Raw genomic sequence first — 20,022 nt, 5'->3', positions numbered from 1 at the left:
GCATGGGCAAAACCGCGCGCTGATCGTCATCGACATGATCAACACCTATGACCACAAGGACGCCGACTCGCTGATCCCCGCCGTGGAGTCGGTGCTCCCCGCAGTGACCGGCCTGCTGGAGCGGGCGCGGCGCCACGACGTCCCCGTGATCTACGTCAACGACAACTTCGGCGAGTGGCGCTCGCACCACGGCGAGATCCTCGACCAGGCCCTCGCCGGACCCCAGTCACACCTCGTCGAGCCCGTGAAGCCCGACGACTCCTCCCTCTTCGTGGTCAAGGCACGCCACTCGATCTTCTTCGAGACCCCGTTGACGTACCTGCTGCACGAGCAGGGCATCGACCGGCTGGTGCTGTGCGGGCAGGTGACCGAGCAGTGCGTGCTCTACTCGGCGCTCGACGCCCACATCCGCCACCTCCAGGTCATCGTGCCGCGCGACGCGGTCGCCCACATCCACGCCGACCTCGCCGACGCGGCACTGCGCATGATGGAGCGCAACATGGGCGCCCGGCTGTGCGACAGCGGCGAGCTGTGGACCTGACGGACGGGCCGCGAGCCGTCGCGGCGCTCCCCGCTGGACCGGCACGGGTGCCGGCCGGCGGAGCGGGGCGCCGCGTCAGCCCCGGAGGGTGCGTACGGGCAGGACGACCTGGGCCGCCGACGCCAGTGTCGCGGCGTCGTTCGCGAAGGCGGCGACCGCCTCGCCCTCGCCCGGCTCCCCGCCGGACCAGGGACGCGTGGCGAAGATCAGGCAGGCGTACCCACGCTCGTCGACCGCCCTGCGCCACTCGGGCGTGGGCACGAACTGCGCGTTGATCCCGGGCATGGTGAGGGAGGCGGCGCCCGGCACGACGAGCAGGTTGACCGGCAGGTTCGGCAGCCGCGCGGCGTCGACGACGCCTTCGCCGACGGGCAGCCCCGCGTGGCCCAGCAGCCGCTCCACGGCCGCCCCGGTCGCCTCCGCTCCGCCCTCGCCGTCGCCGAGGGAACAGGCGAGCAGGAAGGGGACGTCGCCGTCGGGGGTCTCGCGGCTCCAGGACATGATGACGAGCGTGCCGAGGTCGGCGGTCCGCAGGGGCTGGGTGTCAGGTGAGATGGTCACCGCGAAACCGTAAGGGCGGGCCCGGGCGCGCCGGCCCGCCGCTCACCCGACTGGCCGACACCCTCGCGGTTCTTCACACGAACGAGGGGCCCCCAGGGCGGCTCCTCCTCCGGCCCGGTGCGCCCTTGACACCCCCGCGCCGGCGTGTGTCACTCCAACAGGACGCAGAACACACCACGTCGGTAGGTTCCGGACGCGTGGCACCGCCCACCGCCCCCGGGACCGGGACAGCACGACCTGGAGTACCGCATGCCCTTCCCCGCTCCGCTGCGCGGCGTCGTTCCGCCGGTCCTCACGCCCCTCACCCCGACCGGCCGGGTCGACACCGCCTCGGTCCGCCGGCTCACCGAGCACCTGATCGGGGCCGGCGTGCACGGCCTGTTCCTGCTCGGCTCCAGCGGCGAGGCCGCCTACCTCACCGACACCCAGCGGCTGACCGCGCTGGAAACGGCCGTGGACAGCGCGGCCGGCCGGGTCCCCGTGCTGGCCGGCGTCATCGAGACCACCACCGCCCGGGTGCTGGACCGCGCGGCCGACGCCGCCCGGGCCGGTGCCGACGCGCTGGTGGCCACCGCCCCGTTCTACGCCCGCACCCACCCGGTCGAGATCGCCGACCACTTCCGGCGCGTCCGCGAGGGCGCCGGTCTGCCGCTGTTCGCCTACGACATCCCGGTCGCCGTGCACACCCGGCTGCCCCGCGACGTGGTGCTCGGCCTCGCCGCCGACGGCACCCTCGCCGGACTCAAGGACTCCAGCGGCGACGAGGGTGGGCTGCGCCGCCTGCTGATCGAACTGCGTCGGCACGCTCCGGACTTCTCCGTGCTCACCGGGTCCGAACTCACCGTCGACTGCGCCCTGCTCGCCGGCGTGGACGGCGTCGTGCCCGGACTCGGCAACGTCGACGCCCGCGGCTACGTACGGCTCTACACGGCCGCGCGGTCGGGGGACTGGGCCGCGGCCAAGGCCGAGCAGGACCGTCTCGCCGCGCTCTTCGCCCTCACCGAGGCCGGCGACCCGGCGCTGATGGGCCCCGGCTCCGCCGCGCTCGGCGGCTTCAAGGCCGCGGCACATCTGCTCGGCCTCATCGACTGCGCGGCGACCGCGGCACCCCAGGTACCGCTCGAGGCCACGGCCGTGGCACGCGTCCGCGACCTGCTCACCGAGGCCGGCCTCCTGTGACGGACCGGCCCGCGCTCCCGCCCTGACGCGCGTCCCCCCACCCGCATTGGATCGTCATGTCTCCTGCGCGCACCGCCGACGTGCCCCCGCCCTGGTACCGCCAGGTGTCCCGGCAGAAGTGGAAGTCGTTCTTCGCCGCCTGGATCGGCTATCTCCTCGACGGCTTCGACTTCGTGCTGATCACCCTGGTGCTGACCGAGATCGCCGACGACTTCGGGCTGACGGCCGTCGAGTCCGCGAGCCTCGTCTCCGGTGCCTTCATCACCCGCTGGCTCGGCGGCGCCGTGCTGGGCGCGCTCGGTGACCGGTTCGGCCGCAAGAGCGCCATGGTGGCCAGCATCCTGCTGTACTCGGTCGGCACCTTCGCCTGCGGCTTCGCCTGGGACTACACCAGTCTGTTCACCGCCCGGCTGCTGATCGGCATGGGGATGGCCGGCGAGTACAGCGCCAGCGCCACGTACGTCATGGAGAGCTGGCCCGCACGGCTGCGCAACCGCGCCTCCGGCTTCCTCATCTCCGGTTTCTCCCTGGGCGGCGTCCTGGCGGCCGAGGTGTACGAGCAGGTGGTGCCGGCCCACGGCTGGCGCTGGCTGTTCTACATCGGCCTGTTCCCGGTGGTCGTCGCGCTGTGGGTCCGGCGGGCGCTGCCCGAGGCCGACGACTGGGAGGCGGAGGTGGGGGCCGCCGGTGAACGCCCCAACCCCTTCCGGCCGCTGTTCGCGGGCCGGCGCCGGGCGACCGTCAACACGGTGCTCGCGGCCGTCGCCACCGGGTCGCTCTTCGCGGTCTTCACCCCGCTCGGCACGGGAGCGGTACCCGTCCTCTCCGTCGTGGCGGCGGCCTGTCTGACCGCGTTCGCCGTCCAACTGGGCGGCCGCAGCCGGTGGCCGCTGTTCGTCGCGCTGTGCGCCACCGTCTTCTGCGCCTTCCTCTACAGCTGGCCCGTCCAGGCCCTGCTGCCCACCTACCTCAAGACCGAACTCGGCTTCACCCCCGCCCAGGTCAGCGACGCGCTCTACTACGCCGGCTTCGGCACGATGGCCGGCTGCGTCGTCACCGGCTTCGTGGGGGACCGGTTCGGCACCCGCAGGGCCTACGCCGCCACCCTGCTGATCGGCATCTGCTTCGTCTTCCCGGTCTTCGCGGTCCGCGACAGCCGGCTCCAGCTGGGAATCCTGCTGTTCCTGATGCTCGCCTGCATGCAGGGCGTCTCGGGACTGCTCCCCAAGTACATCGCCGGACACTTCCCGACCGGGAGCCGGGCGGCGTCCCTGGGCTTCGTCTACAACGTCGGAGCGCTGGGCGGGGCCGTCGCCCCGGTGCTCGGGGCCGAACTGGCGTCGACGATGCCGCTGGGACGGGCGCTCGCGGTGCTGACCTTCTCCCTGACCCTGGTGGTGGTCCTCCTGATCGGCTTCGACGTCCCGAGCCGCCTCAACCGTCTGGTCGACCCGCGGGCCGTGCCGGACCACCTGGCCACCGAGGCGGCGGCGGGCGGCACCGGCCGCGTACGGACGGCGAAGTGACGCCCGTGCCGGAGGCCGTCGGGGTGGTCCGTGTGCCCCGGCCGGAGCAACCGGACGGTGGCCGGCGAGACATCGCGCGGTCACCCGGTGCAACAGTCTTCGTATGATCTGTGGACGAGATGTTCATCGCGGCGGTCGCCGCGCGGCACGCGGACGCACCGCCCGGGGAGCGGCGGTGGCCCTGCTCGCCGCCGCGGCCCTGGCCGCCACCACCGAGGCGGCCGCCGCGGGGCGAGTCCCCCCGCGCACCGACTGGGACGCCATCGCCGCCTGCGAGTCCGGCGGCAACTGGAAGGCGAACACGGGCAACGGCTACTACGGCGGTCTGCAGTTCGCCCCGTCGAGCTGGGCCGCGGCCGGCGGCCTCGCGTACGCGCCCCGCGCGGACCTCGCCACCCGCGGGGAGCAGATCGCCGTGGCCGAGCGCCTCGCCCGTATCCAGGGCATGTCGGCCTGGGGCTGCGCCTGACATGTCATCGGGCGCCCACGCCCGGAGTTGACCGGGGTAACCCGTGCGGGTGCACGTGACCCGTCCGGTGCCGCCCGGCGTTTCCCCGGGGCGACGGGTGGGCAGTCGCCTGGCGGGGGAGCCGAGAGGCGGTCCCGGAGGTCCGTACGCCGATACCTCCGGGGCCGCCCTCGCCCGTCCCGTTGCGGCTTGCGGCGCCCGTGGCCCGTCAGAGGCGGCGTCCGGAGTAGGCCGACCAGCGCCCGTCGCGCCTGGCGACCGTGATGTCCCGGCCGAAGCACCGGGTCAGCAGCGGGTCGGTGAGGACGCCCTCCACTTCCCCGTGGGACAGGACCCGGCCCTCGCGCAGCAGCAGCGCGTGGCTGACGGCGGGGAACAGCTCCTCCAGATGGTGGGTGACCGTCACGGTCGCCAGCCGCGGGCGCCCTGCGGCCAGCTGGTGCATGGCCTCGACGAGGTCCTCGCGGGAGGGCAGGTCCAGGGCGTTGAAGGGCTCGTCCAGGAGGAGCAGCGCCGGGTCGGCCATCAGGGCCCTGGCGATGAGGACCCGCGCCCGCTGTCCGCCCGAGCACACGCCGTAGGGCCGGTCGGCCAGCTCCTTGACGCCGAGTTCGGTGAGCAGTTCGTGGGCGCGGGCGCGGACCTCGTCGTCGTAGGTGCGCCACAGGGGCTGGACGGTGCCGCTGTGTCCGGTGAGGACGACCGCGTGCGCGGTGAGGTCCTGCGGCACCCGCTGCGCGGAGGTGACATGGCCGATGCGGGCCCGCAGCTCACGCACGTCCACCCGGCCGAGCCGGCTGCCGAGGACCTCCACCGTCCCGGTGGTCGGGTGCATCAGGGCACCGAGCAGCCGCAGCAGAGTGGTCTTGCCCGCGCCGTTGGCGCCGAGCAGGGCCCAGTGCTCTCCCGGCCGGACCGTCCAGTCGATCCCGTCGAGGATGAGCTGGTCGGTGGTGTGGCGGCGGATGCCGACGTCCCGAAGTCGAAGGACGGCCTCGTCGTGCTCGTTCATCCGAGGGTCTGCTGTCTGCCCTGCCATGCGGAGCTCCTTCGCGCGGGAGGCCGGTCGTTCGCGCCGAAGGATAGATGCACTCACCATGTGTCTGCCGGGCCGTCCGGTTGCTGGACGGCCCGGCCCGGGTCCCGGGGGAGGTGTCAGACGCCGGCCACCGACTGGATCCACGAGCGGTACGCCGTCACGTTGGTGTACGCCGTGGTGGTCTGGCGGTCGCTCGTCGAGGCGACGCCGACCTGGACGCCGTCGGCCATCATCGGGCCGCCGGAGTCGCCGCCCGCGGTGATGCCGTCACCGGGGCGGGCGCAGATGGCCTGGCCGTTGTAGGCGTCGTAGCAGCCTCGGGTGACGGTCAGGTTGGCGACCTTCAGGTACCGGGACTGACAGTTGATCTCCGAGCCGCACCGGGAGGTGGCGCCCCAGCCGTAGACCTGTACGTTCTGGCCCACCCGCACGGTGCCCGGCTGGCCGAGTCGGGCGTAGGAGGCGGAGACGGAGCGGTCCAGGCGCACCAGGGCGAGGTCGGAGGAGGCGTGGGGGACGGTCTGGACGCCGTTCGCCACGGTGCCGCCGGAGCTCTGGTCGAGGCTGCCGATGCGGAAGGACAGCCCGCCGCCGCTCACACAGTGCTTGGCGGTGAGTATCCAGGTGGGGGAGATGATGGTGGAGCTGCAGGTCTGGGTGCCGTTGGAGAACAGCCGGGCGGCCCAGGGGGCGTTCTGCGCGTAGCCGCCGCCGATGATGGGCTGGGGGCCGCCGTCACCGGGCTTGGGCTCGGCCGCTGCGGCCTGCGGGGCGAGCGCGAGGGCGGACAGCAGTGCGGCCATGAGCGCGGCCAGTAGGGTGGGGACGAGTCTGGATGTGCGCAAGGCTCCTCGATTCCGACGACACGCGTGGGGCCGCGTGTGGTGGGTGGGGGCGCTCAGCATCTCGGGCACGCGCGCGGGGCCGCCAATCCCTGCTTCCCATAACGCGGCGTTATGGAAGGGGCCCGGAGCATGTCTGCTCCGGGCCCGCGAAGGGAGGCTCAACCGGCCGCGGAGACCGCGGGGTCGGGTCGGCGCCGGCATCATCAGCAGCGTCCGGTTCGCCCGTCGTCCGTCGTCCGTCGTCCGTCGCCGGAGGGTGCGGACAAGCGGCCGGCTGGACAGCGGCTCAGCGCAGCAGCAGCTGCACGAGGGCGACGGTGCCGACCGTCACGACGAGTATCCGCAGGGCCAGGGGGCTGAAGCGGCGGCCCACCTTCGCCCCGGCGTATCCGCCGAGCGCCGAGCCGGTCGCGAGGAGCCCGACCGCCGTCCAGTCGAAGTCCGCGGCGAAGAGGAAGAAGAGCGCGGCGACGGTGTTGACGACCGCGGAGAGGACGTTCTTGACCGCGTTCAGACGCTGCAGGGACTCGTCCAGCAGCATCCCCATCAGGGACAGGTAGATGATCCCCTGCGCGGCCGTGAAGTAGCCGCCGTAGACGCTCGCCAGCGTCAGGCCGGTGAACAGCAGCGGGCCGCCGTCCCGGCGCGGCGGGACGCCGGTGCGCTCCCGGCGCCGCTGCACCCACCGGCCGATCTGCGGCTGGAGCGCCACCAGTACCAGGGCCAGGCCCACCAGCACCGGCACGATCGTCTCGAACGCGTCCTCCGGCAGGGCGAGCAGCAGCGTGGCGCCCGCAAGGCCGCCCAGCAGCGCGCCGGCGCCCAGCCGCAGCACCCGCCGGCGCTGGCCGCTCAGCTCCTTGCGGTAGCCGATGGCCCCGCTGACGGAGCCGGGGATCAGGCCGAGCGCGTTGGACACCGTGGCCGTGACCGGCGACAGTCCGGTGGCCAGCAGCACGGGGAAGGTGATCAGGGTCCCGGAGCCGACCACGCTGTTGATGGCGCCCGCCCCCACGCCCGCCGCGAACACCGCGGCCATGGCCTCGGGCGTCACGGCGTGCCGTCCGCGGGCGGCTTCGCGTACGGCCGGAAGGTGTCCTGTGCAGCTTTCACGCGGCCGACTGTACCTATCGCCGAAGTGACGGGAACCGCCGGTTCCAACCGGTCCTGGATGAACAGTTCTTGACGTAAATTCACCTGATCATGCGGTGATACGATCACCGCGTTTGCGGAGCGGGCGGATGGGTGGAAGACGGCATCCCCGACTTCAGGGACAGTCCGGGCAGCACCCACCGTGCCGGTCGGTCCGCCGGACCGCCCGCGTGGACGGGAACTCAGCGAACCGGCCTTCAGTCGCCTGAAGAGAGTCTTATGACCGAATACACAGGGAACCCATTGCTCTGGGTCCTTCTCGTCGCCCTCGTCGCCGCCGCCGTGCTCATCGGCCGCCAGCGCCGGGCGGCCCGAGCTCTGCGGCAGGAGGTCCAGGGGCTCAAGCAGCACTACACGGAGCTGGAGAACGACTACGGCAAGTCCGTGCGGGCGGCGCAGGAGCGGGCCGAGGACGAGACCAAGACCGTGCTGAAGTCGGCCATGCGGACCCTGCAGGGCCTCGCCGCCGAACAGCAGCTGGTGCTCTCCCGGTTGCAGACCAAGTACGGGGACTCCGCCCTGCTCCAGGACCTGTTGGAGATCGACCACACCAACTCGCAGTTCGGCCGGCGCGCGCAGTCCATCGCGGTGCTGTGCGACGGCTGGCTCGGCGGCCGGCGGGACACGGCCTCGGTGTACGACGTGGTGCGCAGCGCCCAGGGGCGCATCCGGCACTTCCGGCGGGTGGAGATCCTCTCCCAGGTCGACTTCGGCATCACCAGCCGCGCCGTCGAGCCCGTGGCCCTGGCCCTCGCCGAGCTGCTGGACAACGCCACCAGCTACTCCAGCCCGGACACCGTCGTCGAGATCAACATCCGGACCGTGCCCAAGGGGATCTGCGTCGTCGTCGACGACGCCGGCGTCGGCATGAGCGACGAGGAGCGCGCCCGCGCCGACAAGCTCCTCGCCACCGAGCGCGCCTCCGGCGTGGCGGGGCTCGGCAACCCGCCCCAGTTCGGCTTCGCGGTCATCGGCCTGCTGTGCGAGCGCTTCGGCTTCGAGGTGTCGGTGGACTCCTCCTCACCCTACGGAGGTGTGCGCGCCGTGGTCCTGCTGCCGCACGACCTGCTCACCGCCATGCCGGAGAAGAAGGCGCCCGCGCCTGCCGTCCGCACCGCCGCCCGGCCGGAGCCGGACGGCGGGCCGCAGGCCGCGCCGGCCCCCTCCCAGACCAGCGACGGCCTGCCCCGACGGCGTCGCAAGCGCCCGATGGCCATCGTGCCCGGCAGCGCCTCCGCCCCGCCCTCCGCCGGTCGTTCCGACGCCGAGCAGGCGCGGGTGATGGCCGCCTTCCAACGGGGCACGCAGACCGGCCGCGTCACCCGGCCCGGGGACGCCGACCGGAACGGCAGAACACCTGGTGCAAGCAGAGAAGGACATGAGGACTCGTGAACGACGATCTGTCATGGATGCTCGACAGCGCCCTGGAGATTCCCGGGGCCCTGCACGCGGTCCTGATCTCGGCCGACGGGCTGCTGATGGCCCGGACGCAGGACTTCGACAAGGACGACGCCGACCGGGTCGCCGCCGCGATGAGCGGGGTCCAGTCGCTCAGCCGGACGCTCGCCTTCTTCTGTGAGGACCCGACCCAGTCCTGGCGGCAGACCCTCGTCGAGTTCGACGGCGGCTGGGTGTTCCTGATCTCCGCCGGCGAGGGCGCCTACCTCGGCGTCTCCGCCTCCCCGGACGTCGACATGGCCGACATCACCTTCCGGATGCAGCAGCTCGTCGCCCAGCTCGGCAAGCGGCTGACGACCCCGCCGCGCGAGAACCTCGGTTCGCGCTCATGACCGGCCACGACGGCTGGGAGCCCGAGGCGCCGGAATTAGTGCGGCCGTACGTCATCACCAAGGGCCGCGGCCTGCCCGACGAGGAGCACCTCTCCCTCATCACCCTCGTCACCGCGTCCGCCGAGGACACCCGGCGGCCCGCCCGGCTCTCCCCGGAGGAGCAGAGCCTGCTGGACCTCTGCTCGGCCGGATACCTGTCGGTCGCCGAGATCGCCGGGCACACCCACTTCCCGCTGGGCGTGGTGCGCATCCTGCTGGCCTCCCTCAAGGAGGGCGGCCACATCATGACCCGCCCGCCGGTGGCCCGCGCCCGGCCGGCCGACAAGGAGATCCTGGAGGAGGTGCTCAATGGGCTCCGCGCCAAGTTTGGATGAGCGGGACTACGTGCGCGGCGGGGCGACCCAGACCGCGGTCAAGATCCTCGTCGTCGGTCACTTCGCGGTGGGCAAGACCACCCTCATCGGCTCCATCTCCGAGATCGAGCCGTTGTCCACCGAGGAGACCATGACCCAGGCCGCCGAGTCGGTCGACGACCTCAAGGGGGTCCAGGGCAAGACCACCACCACGGTCGCCATGGACTTCGGTCGTCTGACGATCAGCGACCGCGTGGTCCTCTACCTGTTCGGCACCCCGGGGCAGCAGCGCTTCGTGCAGATGTGGGAGGACATGGCGCGCGGCGCGCTGGGCGCCCTCGTCCTCGTCGACCCCGAGCGGCTGGCCGACTCGTTCCCGGTCATCGACCTCATCGAGCAGTACGGCCTCGACTACGCCATCGCCGTCAACCACTTCGACGGCGCGCCGCTGCGCGACGAACGGGCGCTGCGCGAGGCACTGGACCTGCTCGACGACACCCCCGTCGTCACCTGCGACGCCCGTGACGAGAAGTCCTCGGCCGCCGCACTGACCACCCTCGTCCGCTACTTGCTGGACCGCACCCGCTAGGAGCTGGGAGCAGACATGAACGCCCACGACACCGCTCCGGTGCCGCCGCCGGGGTGCCCGGCGCACGGCTCCGGCGCCCGAGTCCCGCTGTACGGCCCGGAGTTCGCCGCCGACCCGCAGGCCTATTACGAGTACCTGCGCCACTACGGTGCCGCCGCTCCCGTCGAACTGGCCCCGGGTGTCGAGGCCACGCTGGTCACCGACTACGCGGCGGCGCTCCAGCTGCTGCAGGACTCCGGCTCCTTCCGCAAGGACGCGCGTCGCTGGCGGGCCTTCAACGAGGGCAAGGTCGGCCCGGACAGCCCGGTCGCCCCGCTGCTCGCCTACCGGCCCAACTGCATGTTCGCCGACGGCGCCGACCACATCAGGCTCCGGCAGGCGGTCACCGACAGCATGGCGCGGGTGGACACCCGGCGGCTGAGCCGCAGCACCGAGCAGATCTCCGGCTACCTCATCTCCCAGTTCGGCGGCCGGGGCTCGGCCGACCTGCTGGGCGACTACGCCAAGCAGCTCCCGCTGTTCGTGTTCAACGAACTCTTCGGCTGCCCCGCCGACATCGGTGACCGGGTGCTGTTCGGCATCTCCGGGATGTTCGACGGCGTCAACGCCGAGAAGGCCACCTCGGTGCTGTTCCAGGCGGTGGGCGAGCTGGTGGCCCTCAAGCGCGCCAAGCCCGGCGAGGACGTCACCTCCTGGCTGATGCGGCACGAGGCGCGGCTCAGCGACGAGGAGATGGTCCACCAGCTCGCGCTGCTGCTCGGCGCGGGCGCCGAACCGCTGCGCAACCTGATCGGCAACACCCTGCACCGGCTCCTGACCCACGAGCGGTACGCGCGCGAGGGCGGCCTGATCGACGAGGCCCTCGACGACACGCTGTGGGAGAACCCGCCGATGTCGAACTACGCGCCGCACTACCCGGCCGCCGACACGGAACTCGCCGGGCAGCAGTTGCAGGCGGGCGACCTGGTGCTGGTCAGCTTCGCGGCGGCCAACACCGGCCCCGCCCTCAAGGCCTCACGTCAGGCCGGCAGCAACAGGGCCCACCTGGCGTGGAGCGCGGGACCGCACGCCTGCCCGTCCAAGGAACCGGCCCGGCACATCACCGTGACCGCCATCGAGCACCTGTTCAACGAGCTGCCCGACGTCGAACTCGCCGTCCCGGAGGACAGCCTGACGTGGCGTCCGGGCCCCTTCAACCGGGCCCTCGCCACGCTCCCGGCCCGCTTCACGCCGGTGCGTTCCGGACAGCGGACGGTCCCGCAGCAGGGCACCGGGGGCGCCGGGCAGGACAGCCGGCCGGCCCCCGAGCGGCCTGCCGAACGCGGAGGCATGTGGAGCCAGTTCCTCAACTGGCTCACACGGTGACATGCGCAACACCTCCCCAACCAGCCCCTTCCGCATGAAGGTTCGACGGCACGGGTAGTGAGCAACGCGGCATTCAAGTCGCTCACGAGTAAAAGGAGGTGTCGTGGAGCACAAACCCACGAACGCCGCTTTCCCGCCGTCGGACCCCCTGATACCCGCCTCGCCAGGCGGGTATCTCTCTGTGCGGCTCCGGTGGGGGAGGGACCGGTGAGCGCCGCGACGACGGGCGCGGGCGAGGCGCCGACGCTCGGTTCGCTCACCGGTGGCCAGCTGCGAAGACTCGGGGCGGTCGCGGGTCTGACCGCAGCCGACGCGGAGACCTACGCCGGTGTCCTGGCCGACTCCCTGGGCCCGGTGGCCGAGCGCCCGCTGAGCCTTCCGCCGCCCAACCGCACCTTCCTGTCCGACGACCACACCCCCGTCGAGTTCTCCCTCTCCTTCCAGCCGGACGCCGCTCCCGCCCTGCGGGTGCTCCTGGAGCCGGGCTGCGGCGCAGACAGCCTGGCTCGGGAAGGGCGGGCCGGGCTGGAGGCGGTCCGCGCGATGGCCCGGCGCTGGAACTTCTCCACCGCCGCGCTCGACGGCCTGCGGGACCTGTTCCTGCCGTCGTCCCCGCACGGACCCCTGGCCCTGTGGATCGCCCTGGAACTGGAGCCCGGGGGCGTCCCCAAGGTCAAGGTCTACCTGAACCCGGCGGCGCGAGGGGCGAAACGTTCCGCCCAGACGGTGCGCGAGGCGCTGGACCGGCTGGGCCACCGGCGGGCCTTCGCGAGCCTGCCCGCGGGCAGCGGCTACCCGTTCCTCGCCCTGGACCTGGGCGACTGGGAGGAGCCCCGGGCGAAGGTCTACGTCCGCCACGAGAACCTCACGGCCGGTCAGGCCGGGCGGCTGTCCCGGATGACCCCGGGCCCGGCGCCCGCGGCCGTCGAGGGCTTCTTCCGCACCGTCGCGGGCATCGGCCCGGACACCACGGGGCTCGGCCGGCGACCCGGCCTGTCCTGCCACGCCTTCACCGACACCGCCTCCGCGCGGCCGAGCGGCTTCACCCTGCACATCCCGGTCAGGGACTACGCCCGGCACGACGGGGAGGCCCTGGCGCGGGCGTCCAGGGTGCTGCGCGACCACGGCATGGACGACTCCGCGCTGGTCCGAGCCCTGGGGGCCCTCACGGACCGTCGGCCCGAGGACGGTGTGGGGCTCATCGCCTACCTGGCGCTCGCCCACCAGCGGGGCCGCCCGCCCCGGGTGACGGCGTACCTCTCCTCGGAGGCGTACGCGGTGCGGCCGCCGGTCCCGGAGGCCGTGCGCGAGCCGGTGACGGTGGGCTGAGCGAGCCGGCAACGGTGGGCTGAGCGGACCGCCCGGTACACCGCGGGGCTCCCGGTGGCACGCGCCGGGAGCCACGGGCGCGGGAGCGCCGGCGGGCGGGTGCCCGGCGGTCACACGGGCAGCGACTCCCGGAACTCCGCCAGGTACGGACCCACGTCGACCTGGATCGAGGCACCCCGCGTCCGGCCGTACCGCTGCGCGATCGACGTCAGGTAGGCGTCGATCTCCTCGCGCATCTCCTCCGCCGGGGGCAGCGAGATCTCCCCGTCGACGATCCCGGCCACCCACCGCGCCTGGGCCTCGACGAGGCGGGTGATGGCGCCCACGGGCCGGACCAGGCCGACGAAGTACAGACCGGACCGGTCGGCCGGCACCACCCTTCTGTACAGCTCCACCGAGCCGTCCGCCGCCACCGGGCAGCCGGCGGGCAGGAAGGGCCAGGTCATGTGGAAGCCGGTGCAGTAGACGACCGCGTCCGCCGGTGTGGAGGTGCCGTCGGTGAAGACGACCCGGTCGCCGTCGAAGGAGTCGATCGCGGGCCTGGGCGTGACCGCGCCGTGCCGGATGCGGCTGAGGATCTCGTCCGAGAGGGTCGTGGCCGAGGAGAAGACCGGGTGGTCGGGCTCGGGCAGGCCGTAGTCCGACAGCTTGCCGCGCGCGACCAGCAGGGCCTGCTCCGCCCACTGGATCCGCTCGGCGAAGGACATCTCGTTGAACCAGGGCGCCTCGGCGATCACGTCGACCGACATGCCGTAGAGCTGCTTGGGCACGATGTGCAGCCCCCGCCGCACCGAGAGGAAGGTCTCGGCGGCGTGCCGGGACAGGTCCGCCGCGATGTCGACCGCGGACGCCCCCAGCCCGACCACGACGACGCGCCGGCCGGCGAAGTCGGCGCCGGTGCGGTAGTCGAGGGAGTGAAGAATCGTTCCGGCGAAGGAGTCGGCCCCCGCCGGGAGGGGGTCGGGCAGCGCGGGCTCCGTGTGATGGCCCGAGGCGACGATCACCCGCTCGAAGCGGCGCGACGTCTCGGCGCCCCGGGTGTCCCGGCTCACCACGGTCCACATGCCGTCCGGCTCCTGGCGCACGGACGTCACCTCGGTGCGCAGCTCGACGTGCTCGCGCACCCCGGACCATTCGGCGAAGGAGCGCAGATACGCGGCGAACTGGCTGTGCCGGGGGTAGAGCGGGTACGACTCCGGCATCGGGAAGTCCGCGTAACCGGTCAGCTGCTTGGCGGTGTTCAGGTGCAGGGACTCATAACCCGGGCCCCGCTCGCCGGCCTCCGGCTGGCGCCAGATGCCGCCGACGTCGTCCGCCTTCTCCAGGCAGACGAAGCCGATGCCGCGCTCCCTCAGGGCATGGCCCACCGCCAGCCCCGACAGACCTGCACCGATCACACACACACGCACGGGATTTCCCCTCAGGACGGACTCGATCTCCCCCGATCATGCACTCACTGCCCATCCGCACCTGGCCGCACACCAGTACGGGAGCCGAGGGGGCGTGTCCGTCCTCACGTTTCGGCCCGACCGGTGCTCAGGTGCCGCGCAGATCACTCACCCGGCGGATCTTGCCGAGCGAGCGCTCCAGGGACTCCGGCTCGACGACCTCGACCTCCACGCTCACGCCCACACCGTCCTTGACGCCCTGTCCGATCGCCCGGGCGGCGGTCTCGCGCTGCTCGGGACCGGCGCCGGGACGGGCCTCGACCCGCACCGTCATGTGGTCCATCCGGCCGCGCCGGGTGAGCCGGATCTGGAAGTGCGGTGCGACGCCGGGCGTGCGCAGCACGATCTCCTCGATCTGGGTGGGGAAGACGTTCACCCCGCGCAGGATGATCATGTCGTCGCAGCGGCCGGTGACCTTCTGCATCCGGCGGAAGGCGGGCCGCGCGGTGCCCGGCAGCAGCCGGGACAGGTCGCGGGTGCGGTAGCGGACGACCGGGAGCGCCTGCTTGGTGAGGGTGGTGAAGACGATCTCGCCCTCCTCGCCCTCGGCCAGCACGGCGTCCGTGAGCGGGTCCACCACCTCCGGGTAGAAGTGGTCCTCCCACACGTGCAGCCCGTCCTTGGTCTCGACGCACTCCTGGGCCACACCGGGGCCGATCACCTCGGACAGCCCGTATATGTCGACCGCGTGGATGTCCATCCGCTCCTCGATCTCGCGGCGCATCTCCTCGGTCCACGGCTCGGCGCCGAAGATGCCCACCCGCAGTGAGGTGGTGCGGGGGTCGACGCCCTGGCGTTCGAACTCGTCGAGCAGGGTGAGCATGTAGGACGGGGTGACCATGATGATCTCGGGCCGGAAGTCCTGGATGATCTGGACCTGGCGGGCCGTCATGCCGCCGGAGGCCGGGATCACCGTGCACCCCGCGCGTTCGGCGCCGTAGTGCGCGCCGAGCCCTCCGGTGAACAGGCCGTAGCCGTAGGAGATGTGCACCTTGTGGCCGGGCCGGCCGCCCGCGGCGCGGATCGAACGGGCGACGACGTCCGCCCACATGGACAGGTCGTCCTCCGTGTAACCGACCACGGTGGCGCGGCCGGTGGTGCCGCTGGAGGCGTGCACGCGCCGCACCTCGGACATCGGGACGGCGAACATGCCGAAGGGGTAGGTGTCCCGCAGATCGGCCTTGGTGGTGAAGGGGAACCGGGACAGGTCCGCGAGGCTGCGGCAGTCGTCGGGCGTCACCCCGGCGGCGTCGAACTTCTTCCGGTACAGCTCCACGTTGTCGTAGGCGTGCCGCAGGGTGGCGCGCAGCCGGTCGAGCTGGAGCTCCGCGAGCTGCTCCCGGGACAGCCGCTCGGTGTCGTCCAGGAGGTCGTGGGGGAGGGGCTCGCCCCGGCGCGGTGCCGGGGCCGCCCCGGTCGTCGGCTCGCTGCTCATCGCGACTCCTTCGTCGTCGTACCCTGCGTCCCGCGCTCCGCGGCACCCCGCAGGCTGCGGCTGCGGCCGCGGAACTCGGCGATCACCTCTTCACCGCGCCGCACCGTCACGTCGTAGACACCGCTGCGGCCGAAGCGGGCGCGTTCCTCGGCCCTCGCCACCAGCACGTCGCCCTCGCGGGCGGGGGTCACGAACACGATGTCGGCGCCCGCCGCGACGGTCACGGGGCCGTGGCTGTTGCAGGCGCAGGCGAAGGCCGTGTCGGCGAGGAGGAAGAGATAGCCGCCGTGGGCGATGCGGTGCCCGTTCACCATCGCCGGGGTCACGGTCATCCGGAGGACCGCGGTGCCCTCGCCGTGCTCGACCAGCTCGATGCCCAGCCGCCGGGACGCCTCGTCCGCGCCGAACATCGCTTCCGTGGGCGTCGGCTCGGTCGCCTGCGTCATCTCTCCCACCACCTCTTTCCCCGACCGACCATTCGGTCAGCTCGCGGCAGGGACCAGTAATCCAGCCGTTCGGTGGCCTGTCAAGAGTGTGACCGACGAGGCCCCCGGGTCTTGCCCGGCACGGAGAAAGGGGTCACACTGATACCGAACGAATGGTCGGTTGGGAAGCTGGTGACGATGACCACGACAGACACCGCCGAGGCACCGCCCCCGGAGCCGTTGCAGGAGCACTTCGACGCGACGATCGCGCACGACCGGCGCATCGAGCCGCGCGACTGGATGCCGGACGGGTACCGCAAGACCCTGATCCGGCAGATCGCCCAGCACGCGCACTCGGAGATCATCGGCATGCAGCCGGAGGGCGAGTGGATCACCCGCGCGCCGTCCCTGCGCCGCAAGGCGATCCTGTTCGCGAAGGTCCAGGACGAGGCCGGCCACGGGCTGTACCTCTACTCGGCGGCCGAGACGCTGGGCGCGGACCGCGCCGACCTCACCGAGCGGCTGATCGAGGGACGCCAGAAGTACTCGTCGATCTTCAACTACCCGACGCTGAGCTTCGCCGACGTCGGCGTGATCGGCTGGTTCGTGGACGGCGCCGCGATCTGCAACCAGGTGCCGCTGTGCCGCAGCTCCTACGGCCCGTACGCGCGCGCGATGGTGCGCATCTGCAAGGAGGAGTCCTTCCACCAGCGGCAGGGGTACGAGCTGCTGATGACGATGATGCGCGGCACCGAGGACCAGCGCGCGATGGTCCAGGACGCGGTGGACCGCTGGTGGTGGCCCTCCCTGATGATGTTCGGCCCGCCGGACGACGCCTCGCCCAACTCCGCGCGCTCGATGGCCTGGAAGATCAAGCGGCACAGCAACGACGAACTGCGGCAGCGCTTCGTCGACATGACCGTCCCGCAGGCCGAGAAGCTCGGCGTCACCCTGCCCGACCCGGAGCTGCGCTGGAACGAGGAGCGCGGGCACCACGACTTCGGCACCCCCGACTGGGAGGAGCTGACGCGCGTCATCAAGGGCGACGGACCGTGCAACGCACAGCGGATCCAGCGGCGGCGAAGCGCACACGAGGAGGGCGCCTGGGTGCGCGAGGCGGCCACCGCCCACGCCGCCAAGCAGGCCGCCCGCGCGGCGAAGGGAGCGGCGGCATGACCGAGAAGACCGGGAAGCAGGGCTGGCCCCTGTACGAGGTGTTCGTGCGCGGCAAGCGCGGCCTCAACCACGTCCACGTCGGATCGCTGCACGCCGCCGACGACGCGATGGCCCTCACCCACGCCCGCGACCTCTACACCCGGCGCAACGAGGGCGTGAGCATCTGGGTCGTGCGCTCCGAGCACATCGCCGCCTCCACCCGCGACGAGAAGGACCCCTTCTTCGCCCCCAGCGCCGACAAGGTGTACCGGCACCCGACCTTCTACGACATCCCCGACGACGTCCCGCACATCTAGGAGCAGGGCATGAGTGACGACCACGTCTACCTGACCCTGGCCGAGGGACACGAGGACGACACCCGCTGGGCCTACGGCACCGGCTTCGAGGACCCGCTGCACGGCGTGGACACCGCCGTGCCCGAAGGCGTCGACGCCGCTGAACTGGCCGCCGACTGCGTGGCCCTCGCCGACGACGCCCTGGTCTCGGCCCAGCGGCTCGCCGAGTGGGTCACCCGGGCGCCGGAGCTGGAGGAGGAGGTGGCGCTGGCCAACATCGGCCTCGACCTGCTGGGCCAGGCCCGTCTGCTCTACTCCCGCGCCGGCCAGGTCGACGGCACCGGCCGGGACGAGGACGCCTACGCCTACTTCCGGGACGCCGCCGACTTCCGCAACGTGCGCCTGGCCGAACTGCCCGGCGGCGACTTCGCCTTCGCCATCGCGCGGCTGCTGGTGCTCTCCACCTGGCGCCTGGCCCACTTCCAGCGGTTGGCGGCCCACCCGGACCCGGTCCTGGCGGCGGTCGCGGCCAAGGGCGTCAAGGAGCTGGCCTACCACCGGCAGTACGCCGCCGAATGGGCCGTGCGCCTGGGCGACGGCACCGACGAGTCGCACCGTCGGATGCGCGCCGCGCTGGAGCAGGTGGCTCCCTACCTCGGCGAGCTGCACAGCGCGCACGACGCGCGCGACGAGGTCGCCGACGTGCTGCGCCGGGTCACCGAGGCGGCGGGACTGCCGCTTCCGGTGTACCGCCCGCTGCCCGGCTCCGGCCGCGCCGGCGAGCACACCGAACACCTGGTGCCGCTCCTGACCGAACTGCAGGGCGTCGCCCGAGCCCACCCGGGGGCGACATGGTGACCGCGCTCCCGGACGCCCGCCGTGCCCGGCACATCGCCGAGCAGGTCCCCGACCCCGAGCTGCCCATGCTGACCCTGGCGGACCTCGGAGTGCTGCGGGACGTCGAGGTGACCGGGGACGGCACCGTCGTCGCACGGCTCACGCCCACCTACTCCGGATGCCCGGCGATGGCCGAGATGCGCGCGGGCGTCGCCGCCCGGCTGCGCGAGGCCGGATACGCGCACGTGGAGATCCGCACGGTGCTCGATCCGCCCTGGAGCAGCGACTGGATCACCGAGTCCGGGCGCCGCAAGCTCGCCGAGCACGGCATCGCGCCGCCCGGCGCCGCGCCACGCGGCCCGGTCCCCCTGGTCCTGTCGCCCACCCGGCCGGCCGTGCCCTGCCCCCGCTGCGGCTCGCGGGAGACCGAGGAGACCTCCCGCTTCGCCGCCACGTCCTGCAAGGCCCTGTGGCGCTGCCGGTCCTGTCGCGAACCGTTCGAGTACGTCAAGGAGATCTGATGGCCCCGACCGCCCCCGCCTCGGCGTCCGCCGCCGCACCGGCGGTACCGGCCCGCACCCGTCGCCGTCCCGCCTTCCACCGTCTGCGGGTGGCCGCCGTCGAGCGGCTGTGCGCGGACGCGGCGGCCGTGAGCTTCGAGATCCCCGACGAGCTGGCCGAGGAGTTCGCCTTCGCGCCCGGACAGTCCCTCACCCTGCGGCGCGAGATCGACGGCCGCGACGAGCGCCGCTCGTACTCGATCTGCTCCCCGGCGGGTGCGGTCCCGCGCATCGGTGTCCGGGTGGTGCCGGGCGGCCTGTTCTCGTCGTGGCTGGTGAACGAGGTGCGGCCGGGCGACACCGTGGAGGTGATGGGCCCGACCGGCATCTTCACGCCCGACCTCGGCACCCCCGGACACCATGTGCTCATCGCCGCCGGTTCCGGCGTCACACCCATGATCTCCATCGCCGAGTCGGTGCTGGCCGCCGACGGCCGCTCGACCGTCACCCTCTTCTACGGCAACCGCCGCACCGACACGGTGATGTTCGCCGACGAACTGGCCGACCTGAAGGACCTGTACCCGACCCGCTTCCAACTCGCCCACGTGCTCTCCCGGGAGCCCCGGGAGGCCGAAGTGCTCTCCGGCCGCCTGGACGCCGAGCGGCTGGCGGCACTCGTCGGTGCCCTGGTGGACCCGGCGGGGGCCGATCACTGGTGGCTGTGCGGACCGCAGGGCATGGTCGCCGACGCGCAGCGGGTGCTGGCCGGCCTCGGCGTCCCGCCCGGCCGCGTCCACCGTGAGCTGTTCTTCGCCGAGGACGAGCCCGTGCGTGAGGTCCGGCACGAGGACCTGGGCCCGCAGGGGCCCGTCAGCGAGGTCGTCATCACCCTGGACGGCCGGTCCACGACCGCCGCTCTGTCCCGCGGGCAGAGCATCCTCGACGGCGCCCAGCGAAGCCGGCCCGACCTCCCCTTCGCCTGCAAGGGCGGCGTCTGCGGCACCTGCCGTGCCCTGGTCACCGACGGCCGGGCGGACATGCGCCGCAACTTCGCCCTGGAGGACGCCGAGGTCGAGGCCGGATACGTGCTGACCTGCCAGTCGTACCCGGTCTCCGAGCGGCTGACCGTGGACTACGACAGCTGACCCGACGTCAGCGGAGCACGCCGGGGCGGCGCGCGGGCGGTCT

At 72.7% G+C, this 20,022-nt stretch carries 21 protein-coding genes and 1 pseudogene; 15 read left to right on the top strand and 7 right to left on the bottom strand.

Translation table 11 applies throughout. The annotated features are described in order from the left end of the window. Window positions 1-2 precede the first annotated feature (2 nt). Window positions 3-541: pseudogene (locus ACFZP7_RS03110) on the top strand (isochorismatase family cysteine hydrolase). A gap of 75 nt (window positions 542-616) precedes the next feature. Here ACFZP7_RS03110 and ACFZP7_RS03105 read toward each other — a convergent pair. Next, on the bottom strand, window positions 617-1,102 hold the full coding sequence (locus ACFZP7_RS03105) for a DUF5949 family protein (RefSeq protein ID WP_019324205.1): 486 nt from the start codon (window positions 1,100-1,102) through the stop codon (window positions 617-619). A gap of 249 nt (window positions 1,103-1,351) precedes the next feature. Between ACFZP7_RS03105 and ACFZP7_RS03100 the strand changes: the two genes are divergently transcribed. From ACFZP7_RS03100 to ACFZP7_RS03090, 3 genes are all read left to right on the top strand, one after another. Next, a complete protein-coding gene (locus ACFZP7_RS03100; protein ID WP_385633789.1) occupies window positions 1,352-2,281 on the top strand; it encodes a dihydrodipicolinate synthase family protein in 930 nt (309 codons plus the stop codon). A 56-nt stretch (window positions 2,282-2,337) separates the two neighbouring features. Then, window positions 2,338-3,807 (top strand): sialate:H+ symport family MFS transporter, encoded by a 1,470-nt coding sequence (locus tag ACFZP7_RS03095; protein ID WP_164288239.1) that lies wholly within the window; start codon window positions 2,338-2,340, stop codon window positions 3,805-3,807. Window positions 3,808-3,910: 103 nt separating this feature from the next. Continuing rightward, window positions 3,911-4,276 carry a transglycosylase family protein gene (locus ACFZP7_RS03090; RefSeq protein WP_031018363.1) on the top strand — a complete coding sequence of 122 codons (366 nt, stop codon included), beginning with the start codon at window positions 3,911-3,913 and terminating at the stop codon, window positions 4,274-4,276. 208 nt (window positions 4,277-4,484) lie between these two features. Here ACFZP7_RS03090 and ACFZP7_RS03085 read toward each other — a convergent pair whose 3' ends face one another. From ACFZP7_RS03085 to ACFZP7_RS03075, 3 genes are all read right to left on the bottom strand, one after another. Beyond that, entirely contained in the window at window positions 4,485-5,315 is an 831-nt protein-coding gene (locus ACFZP7_RS03085; RefSeq protein WP_385633788.1) for an ABC transporter ATP-binding protein, read from the bottom strand. A gap of 116 nt (window positions 5,316-5,431) precedes the next feature. Next, complete coding sequence (locus ACFZP7_RS03080; RefSeq protein ID WP_046250619.1) at window positions 5,432-6,160, bottom strand: trypsin-like serine protease; 729 nt, start codon at window positions 6,158-6,160, stop codon at window positions 5,432-5,434. A 286-nt stretch (window positions 6,161-6,446) separates the two neighbouring features. Further along, on the bottom strand, window positions 6,447-7,199 hold the full coding sequence (locus ACFZP7_RS03075) for a sulfite exporter TauE/SafE family protein (RefSeq protein WP_175438164.1): 753 nt from the start codon (window positions 7,197-7,199) through the stop codon (window positions 6,447-6,449). A gap of 332 nt (window positions 7,200-7,531) precedes the next feature. Here ACFZP7_RS03075 and ACFZP7_RS03070 point away from each other — a divergent pair, with 332 nt between their 5' ends. From ACFZP7_RS03070 to ACFZP7_RS03045, 6 genes are all read left to right on the top strand, one after another. Next, window positions 7,532-8,704, top strand: coding sequence for an ATP-binding protein (locus ACFZP7_RS03070; protein ID WP_385633787.1), 1,173 nt, complete (start codon window positions 7,532-7,534; stop codon window positions 8,702-8,704). Continuing rightward, the gene (locus ACFZP7_RS03065) at window positions 8,701-9,102 is read left to right on the top strand and encodes a roadblock/LC7 domain-containing protein (protein WP_019324213.1); all 402 of its coding nucleotides are present in this window, start codon (window positions 8,701-8,703) and stop codon (window positions 9,100-9,102) included. Before ACFZP7_RS03070 ends, ACFZP7_RS03065 begins: the two co-directional genes overlap by 4 nt. Next, on the top strand, window positions 9,099-9,476 hold the full coding sequence (locus ACFZP7_RS03060) for a DUF742 domain-containing protein (protein ID WP_029392894.1): 378 nt from the start codon (window positions 9,099-9,101) through the stop codon (window positions 9,474-9,476). The genes ACFZP7_RS03065 and ACFZP7_RS03060 overlap by 4 nt, the downstream gene beginning before the upstream one ends. After that, window positions 9,451-10,044 (top strand): ATP/GTP-binding protein, encoded by a 594-nt coding sequence (locus tag ACFZP7_RS03055; protein ID WP_030973478.1) that lies wholly within the window; start codon window positions 9,451-9,453, stop codon window positions 10,042-10,044. The genes ACFZP7_RS03060 and ACFZP7_RS03055 overlap by 26 nt, the downstream gene beginning before the upstream one ends. A 15-nt stretch (window positions 10,045-10,059) precedes the next feature. Then, on the top strand, window positions 10,060-11,409 hold the full coding sequence (locus tag ACFZP7_RS03050; protein WP_031018371.1) for a cytochrome P450: 1,350 nt from the start codon (window positions 10,060-10,062) through the stop codon (window positions 11,407-11,409). 207 nt (window positions 11,410-11,616) lie between these two features. Continuing rightward, on the top strand, window positions 11,617-12,738 hold the full coding sequence (locus ACFZP7_RS03045; protein ID WP_385633786.1) for a tryptophan dimethylallyltransferase family protein: 1,122 nt from the start codon (window positions 11,617-11,619) through the stop codon (window positions 12,736-12,738). Window positions 12,739-12,848: 110 nt separating this feature from the next. Here ACFZP7_RS03045 and ACFZP7_RS03040 read toward each other — a convergent pair whose 3' ends face one another. The 3 genes from ACFZP7_RS03040 to paaI form a co-directional block, all read right to left on the bottom strand. After that, on the bottom strand, window positions 12,849-14,147 hold the full coding sequence (locus tag ACFZP7_RS03040) for a flavin-containing monooxygenase (RefSeq protein WP_385633785.1): 1,299 nt from the start codon (window positions 14,145-14,147) through the stop codon (window positions 12,849-12,851). A 127-nt stretch (window positions 14,148-14,274) separates the two neighbouring features. After that, window positions 14,275-15,621, bottom strand: coding sequence for a phenylacetate--CoA ligase PaaK (gene paaK / locus ACFZP7_RS03035; protein ID WP_385633784.1), 1,347 nt, complete (start codon window positions 15,619-15,621; stop codon window positions 14,275-14,277). After that, window positions 15,618-16,067, bottom strand: coding sequence for a hydroxyphenylacetyl-CoA thioesterase PaaI (gene paaI / locus ACFZP7_RS03030; RefSeq protein ID WP_037899968.1), 450 nt, complete (start codon window positions 16,065-16,067; stop codon window positions 15,618-15,620). Before paaI ends, paaK begins: the two co-directional genes overlap by 4 nt. Before the next feature lie 177 nt (window positions 16,068-16,244). Between paaI and paaA the strand changes: the two genes are divergently transcribed. The 5 genes from paaA to paaE are packed head-to-tail and all read left to right on the top strand — an operon-like array spanning window position 16,245 to window position 19,979. Further along, complete coding sequence (gene paaA, locus ACFZP7_RS03025) at window positions 16,245-17,222, top strand: 1,2-phenylacetyl-CoA epoxidase subunit PaaA (protein WP_385633783.1); 978 nt, start codon at window positions 16,245-16,247, stop codon at window positions 17,220-17,222. Then, the gene (paaB, locus tag ACFZP7_RS03020; protein WP_019324223.1) at window positions 17,219-17,518 is read left to right on the top strand and encodes a 1,2-phenylacetyl-CoA epoxidase subunit PaaB; all 300 of its coding nucleotides are present in this window, start codon (window positions 17,219-17,221) and stop codon (window positions 17,516-17,518) included. The genes paaA and paaB overlap by 4 nt, the downstream gene beginning before the upstream one ends. Before the next feature lie 9 nt (window positions 17,519-17,527). Continuing rightward, window positions 17,528-18,355, top strand: coding sequence for a 1,2-phenylacetyl-CoA epoxidase subunit PaaC (paaC, locus tag ACFZP7_RS03015; RefSeq protein ID WP_019324224.1), 828 nt, complete (start codon window positions 17,528-17,530; stop codon window positions 18,353-18,355). Then, on the top strand, window positions 18,349-18,855 hold the full coding sequence (gene paaD / locus ACFZP7_RS03010; RefSeq protein WP_030973466.1) for a 1,2-phenylacetyl-CoA epoxidase subunit PaaD: 507 nt from the start codon (window positions 18,349-18,351) through the stop codon (window positions 18,853-18,855). Before paaC ends, paaD begins: the two co-directional genes overlap by 7 nt. Continuing rightward, window positions 18,855-19,979, top strand: coding sequence for a 1,2-phenylacetyl-CoA epoxidase subunit PaaE (paaE, locus tag ACFZP7_RS03005; RefSeq protein ID WP_385633782.1), 1,125 nt, complete (start codon window positions 18,855-18,857; stop codon window positions 19,977-19,979). Before paaD ends, paaE begins: the two co-directional genes overlap by 1 nt. Window positions 19,980-20,022 lie beyond the last annotated feature (43 nt).

Source organism: Streptomyces sp. SudanB5_2050, from assembly GCF_964272335.1.
Classification (GTDB): Bacteria; Actinomycetota; Actinomycetes; order Streptomycetales; family Streptomycetaceae; genus Streptomyces; species Streptomyces rochei.
The sequence above is the reverse complement of the archived record's forward strand: the minus strand, read 5'-3'. Positions and strand labels throughout refer to the sequence as shown.

Bases quoted from the DNA above. Each gene is read 5' to 3' on its own strand.
- paaC (WP_019324224.1), top strand. From the start codon at position 17,528: ATGAGTGACGACCACGTCTACCTGACCCTGGCCGAGGGACACGAGGAC.
- ACFZP7_RS03090 (WP_031018363.1), top strand. From the start codon at position 3,911: ATGATCTGTGGACGAGATGTTCATCGCGGCGGTCGCCGCGCGGCACGC.
- paaI (WP_037899968.1), bottom strand. From the start codon at position 16,067: ATGACGCAGGCGACCGAGCCGACGCCCACGGAAGCGATGTTCGGCGCG.
- paaD (WP_030973466.1), top strand. From the start codon at position 18,349: ATGGTGACCGCGCTCCCGGACGCCCGCCGTGCCCGGCACATCGCCGAG.
- ACFZP7_RS03100 (WP_385633789.1), top strand. From the start codon at position 1,352: ATGCCCTTCCCCGCTCCGCTGCGCGGCGTCGTTCCGCCGGTCCTCACG.
- ACFZP7_RS03075 (WP_175438164.1), bottom strand. From the start codon at position 7,199: ATGGCCGCGGTGTTCGCGGCGGGCGTGGGGGCGGGCGCCATCAACAGC.
- paaK (WP_385633784.1), bottom strand. From the start codon at position 15,621: ATGAGCAGCGAGCCGACGACCGGGGCGGCCCCGGCACCGCGCCGGGGC.
- ACFZP7_RS03055 (WP_030973478.1), top strand. From the start codon at position 9,451: ATGGGCTCCGCGCCAAGTTTGGATGAGCGGGACTACGTGCGCGGCGGG.
- ACFZP7_RS03050 (WP_031018371.1), top strand. From the start codon at position 10,060: ATGAACGCCCACGACACCGCTCCGGTGCCGCCGCCGGGGTGCCCGGCG.
- ACFZP7_RS03085 (WP_385633788.1), bottom strand. From the start codon at position 5,315: ATGGCAGGGCAGACAGCAGACCCTCGGATGAACGAGCACGACGAGGCC.
- ACFZP7_RS03095 (WP_164288239.1), top strand. From the start codon at position 2,338: ATGTCTCCTGCGCGCACCGCCGACGTGCCCCCGCCCTGGTACCGCCAG.
- paaB (WP_019324223.1), top strand. From the start codon at position 17,219: ATGACCGAGAAGACCGGGAAGCAGGGCTGGCCCCTGTACGAGGTGTTC.
- ACFZP7_RS03060 (WP_029392894.1), top strand. From the start codon at position 9,099: ATGACCGGCCACGACGGCTGGGAGCCCGAGGCGCCGGAATTAGTGCGG.
- ACFZP7_RS03070 (WP_385633787.1), top strand. From the start codon at position 7,532: ATGACCGAATACACAGGGAACCCATTGCTCTGGGTCCTTCTCGTCGCC.
- paaE (WP_385633782.1), top strand. From the start codon at position 18,855: ATGGCCCCGACCGCCCCCGCCTCGGCGTCCGCCGCCGCACCGGCGGTA.
- paaA (WP_385633783.1), top strand. From the start codon at position 16,245: ATGACCACGACAGACACCGCCGAGGCACCGCCCCCGGAGCCGTTGCAG.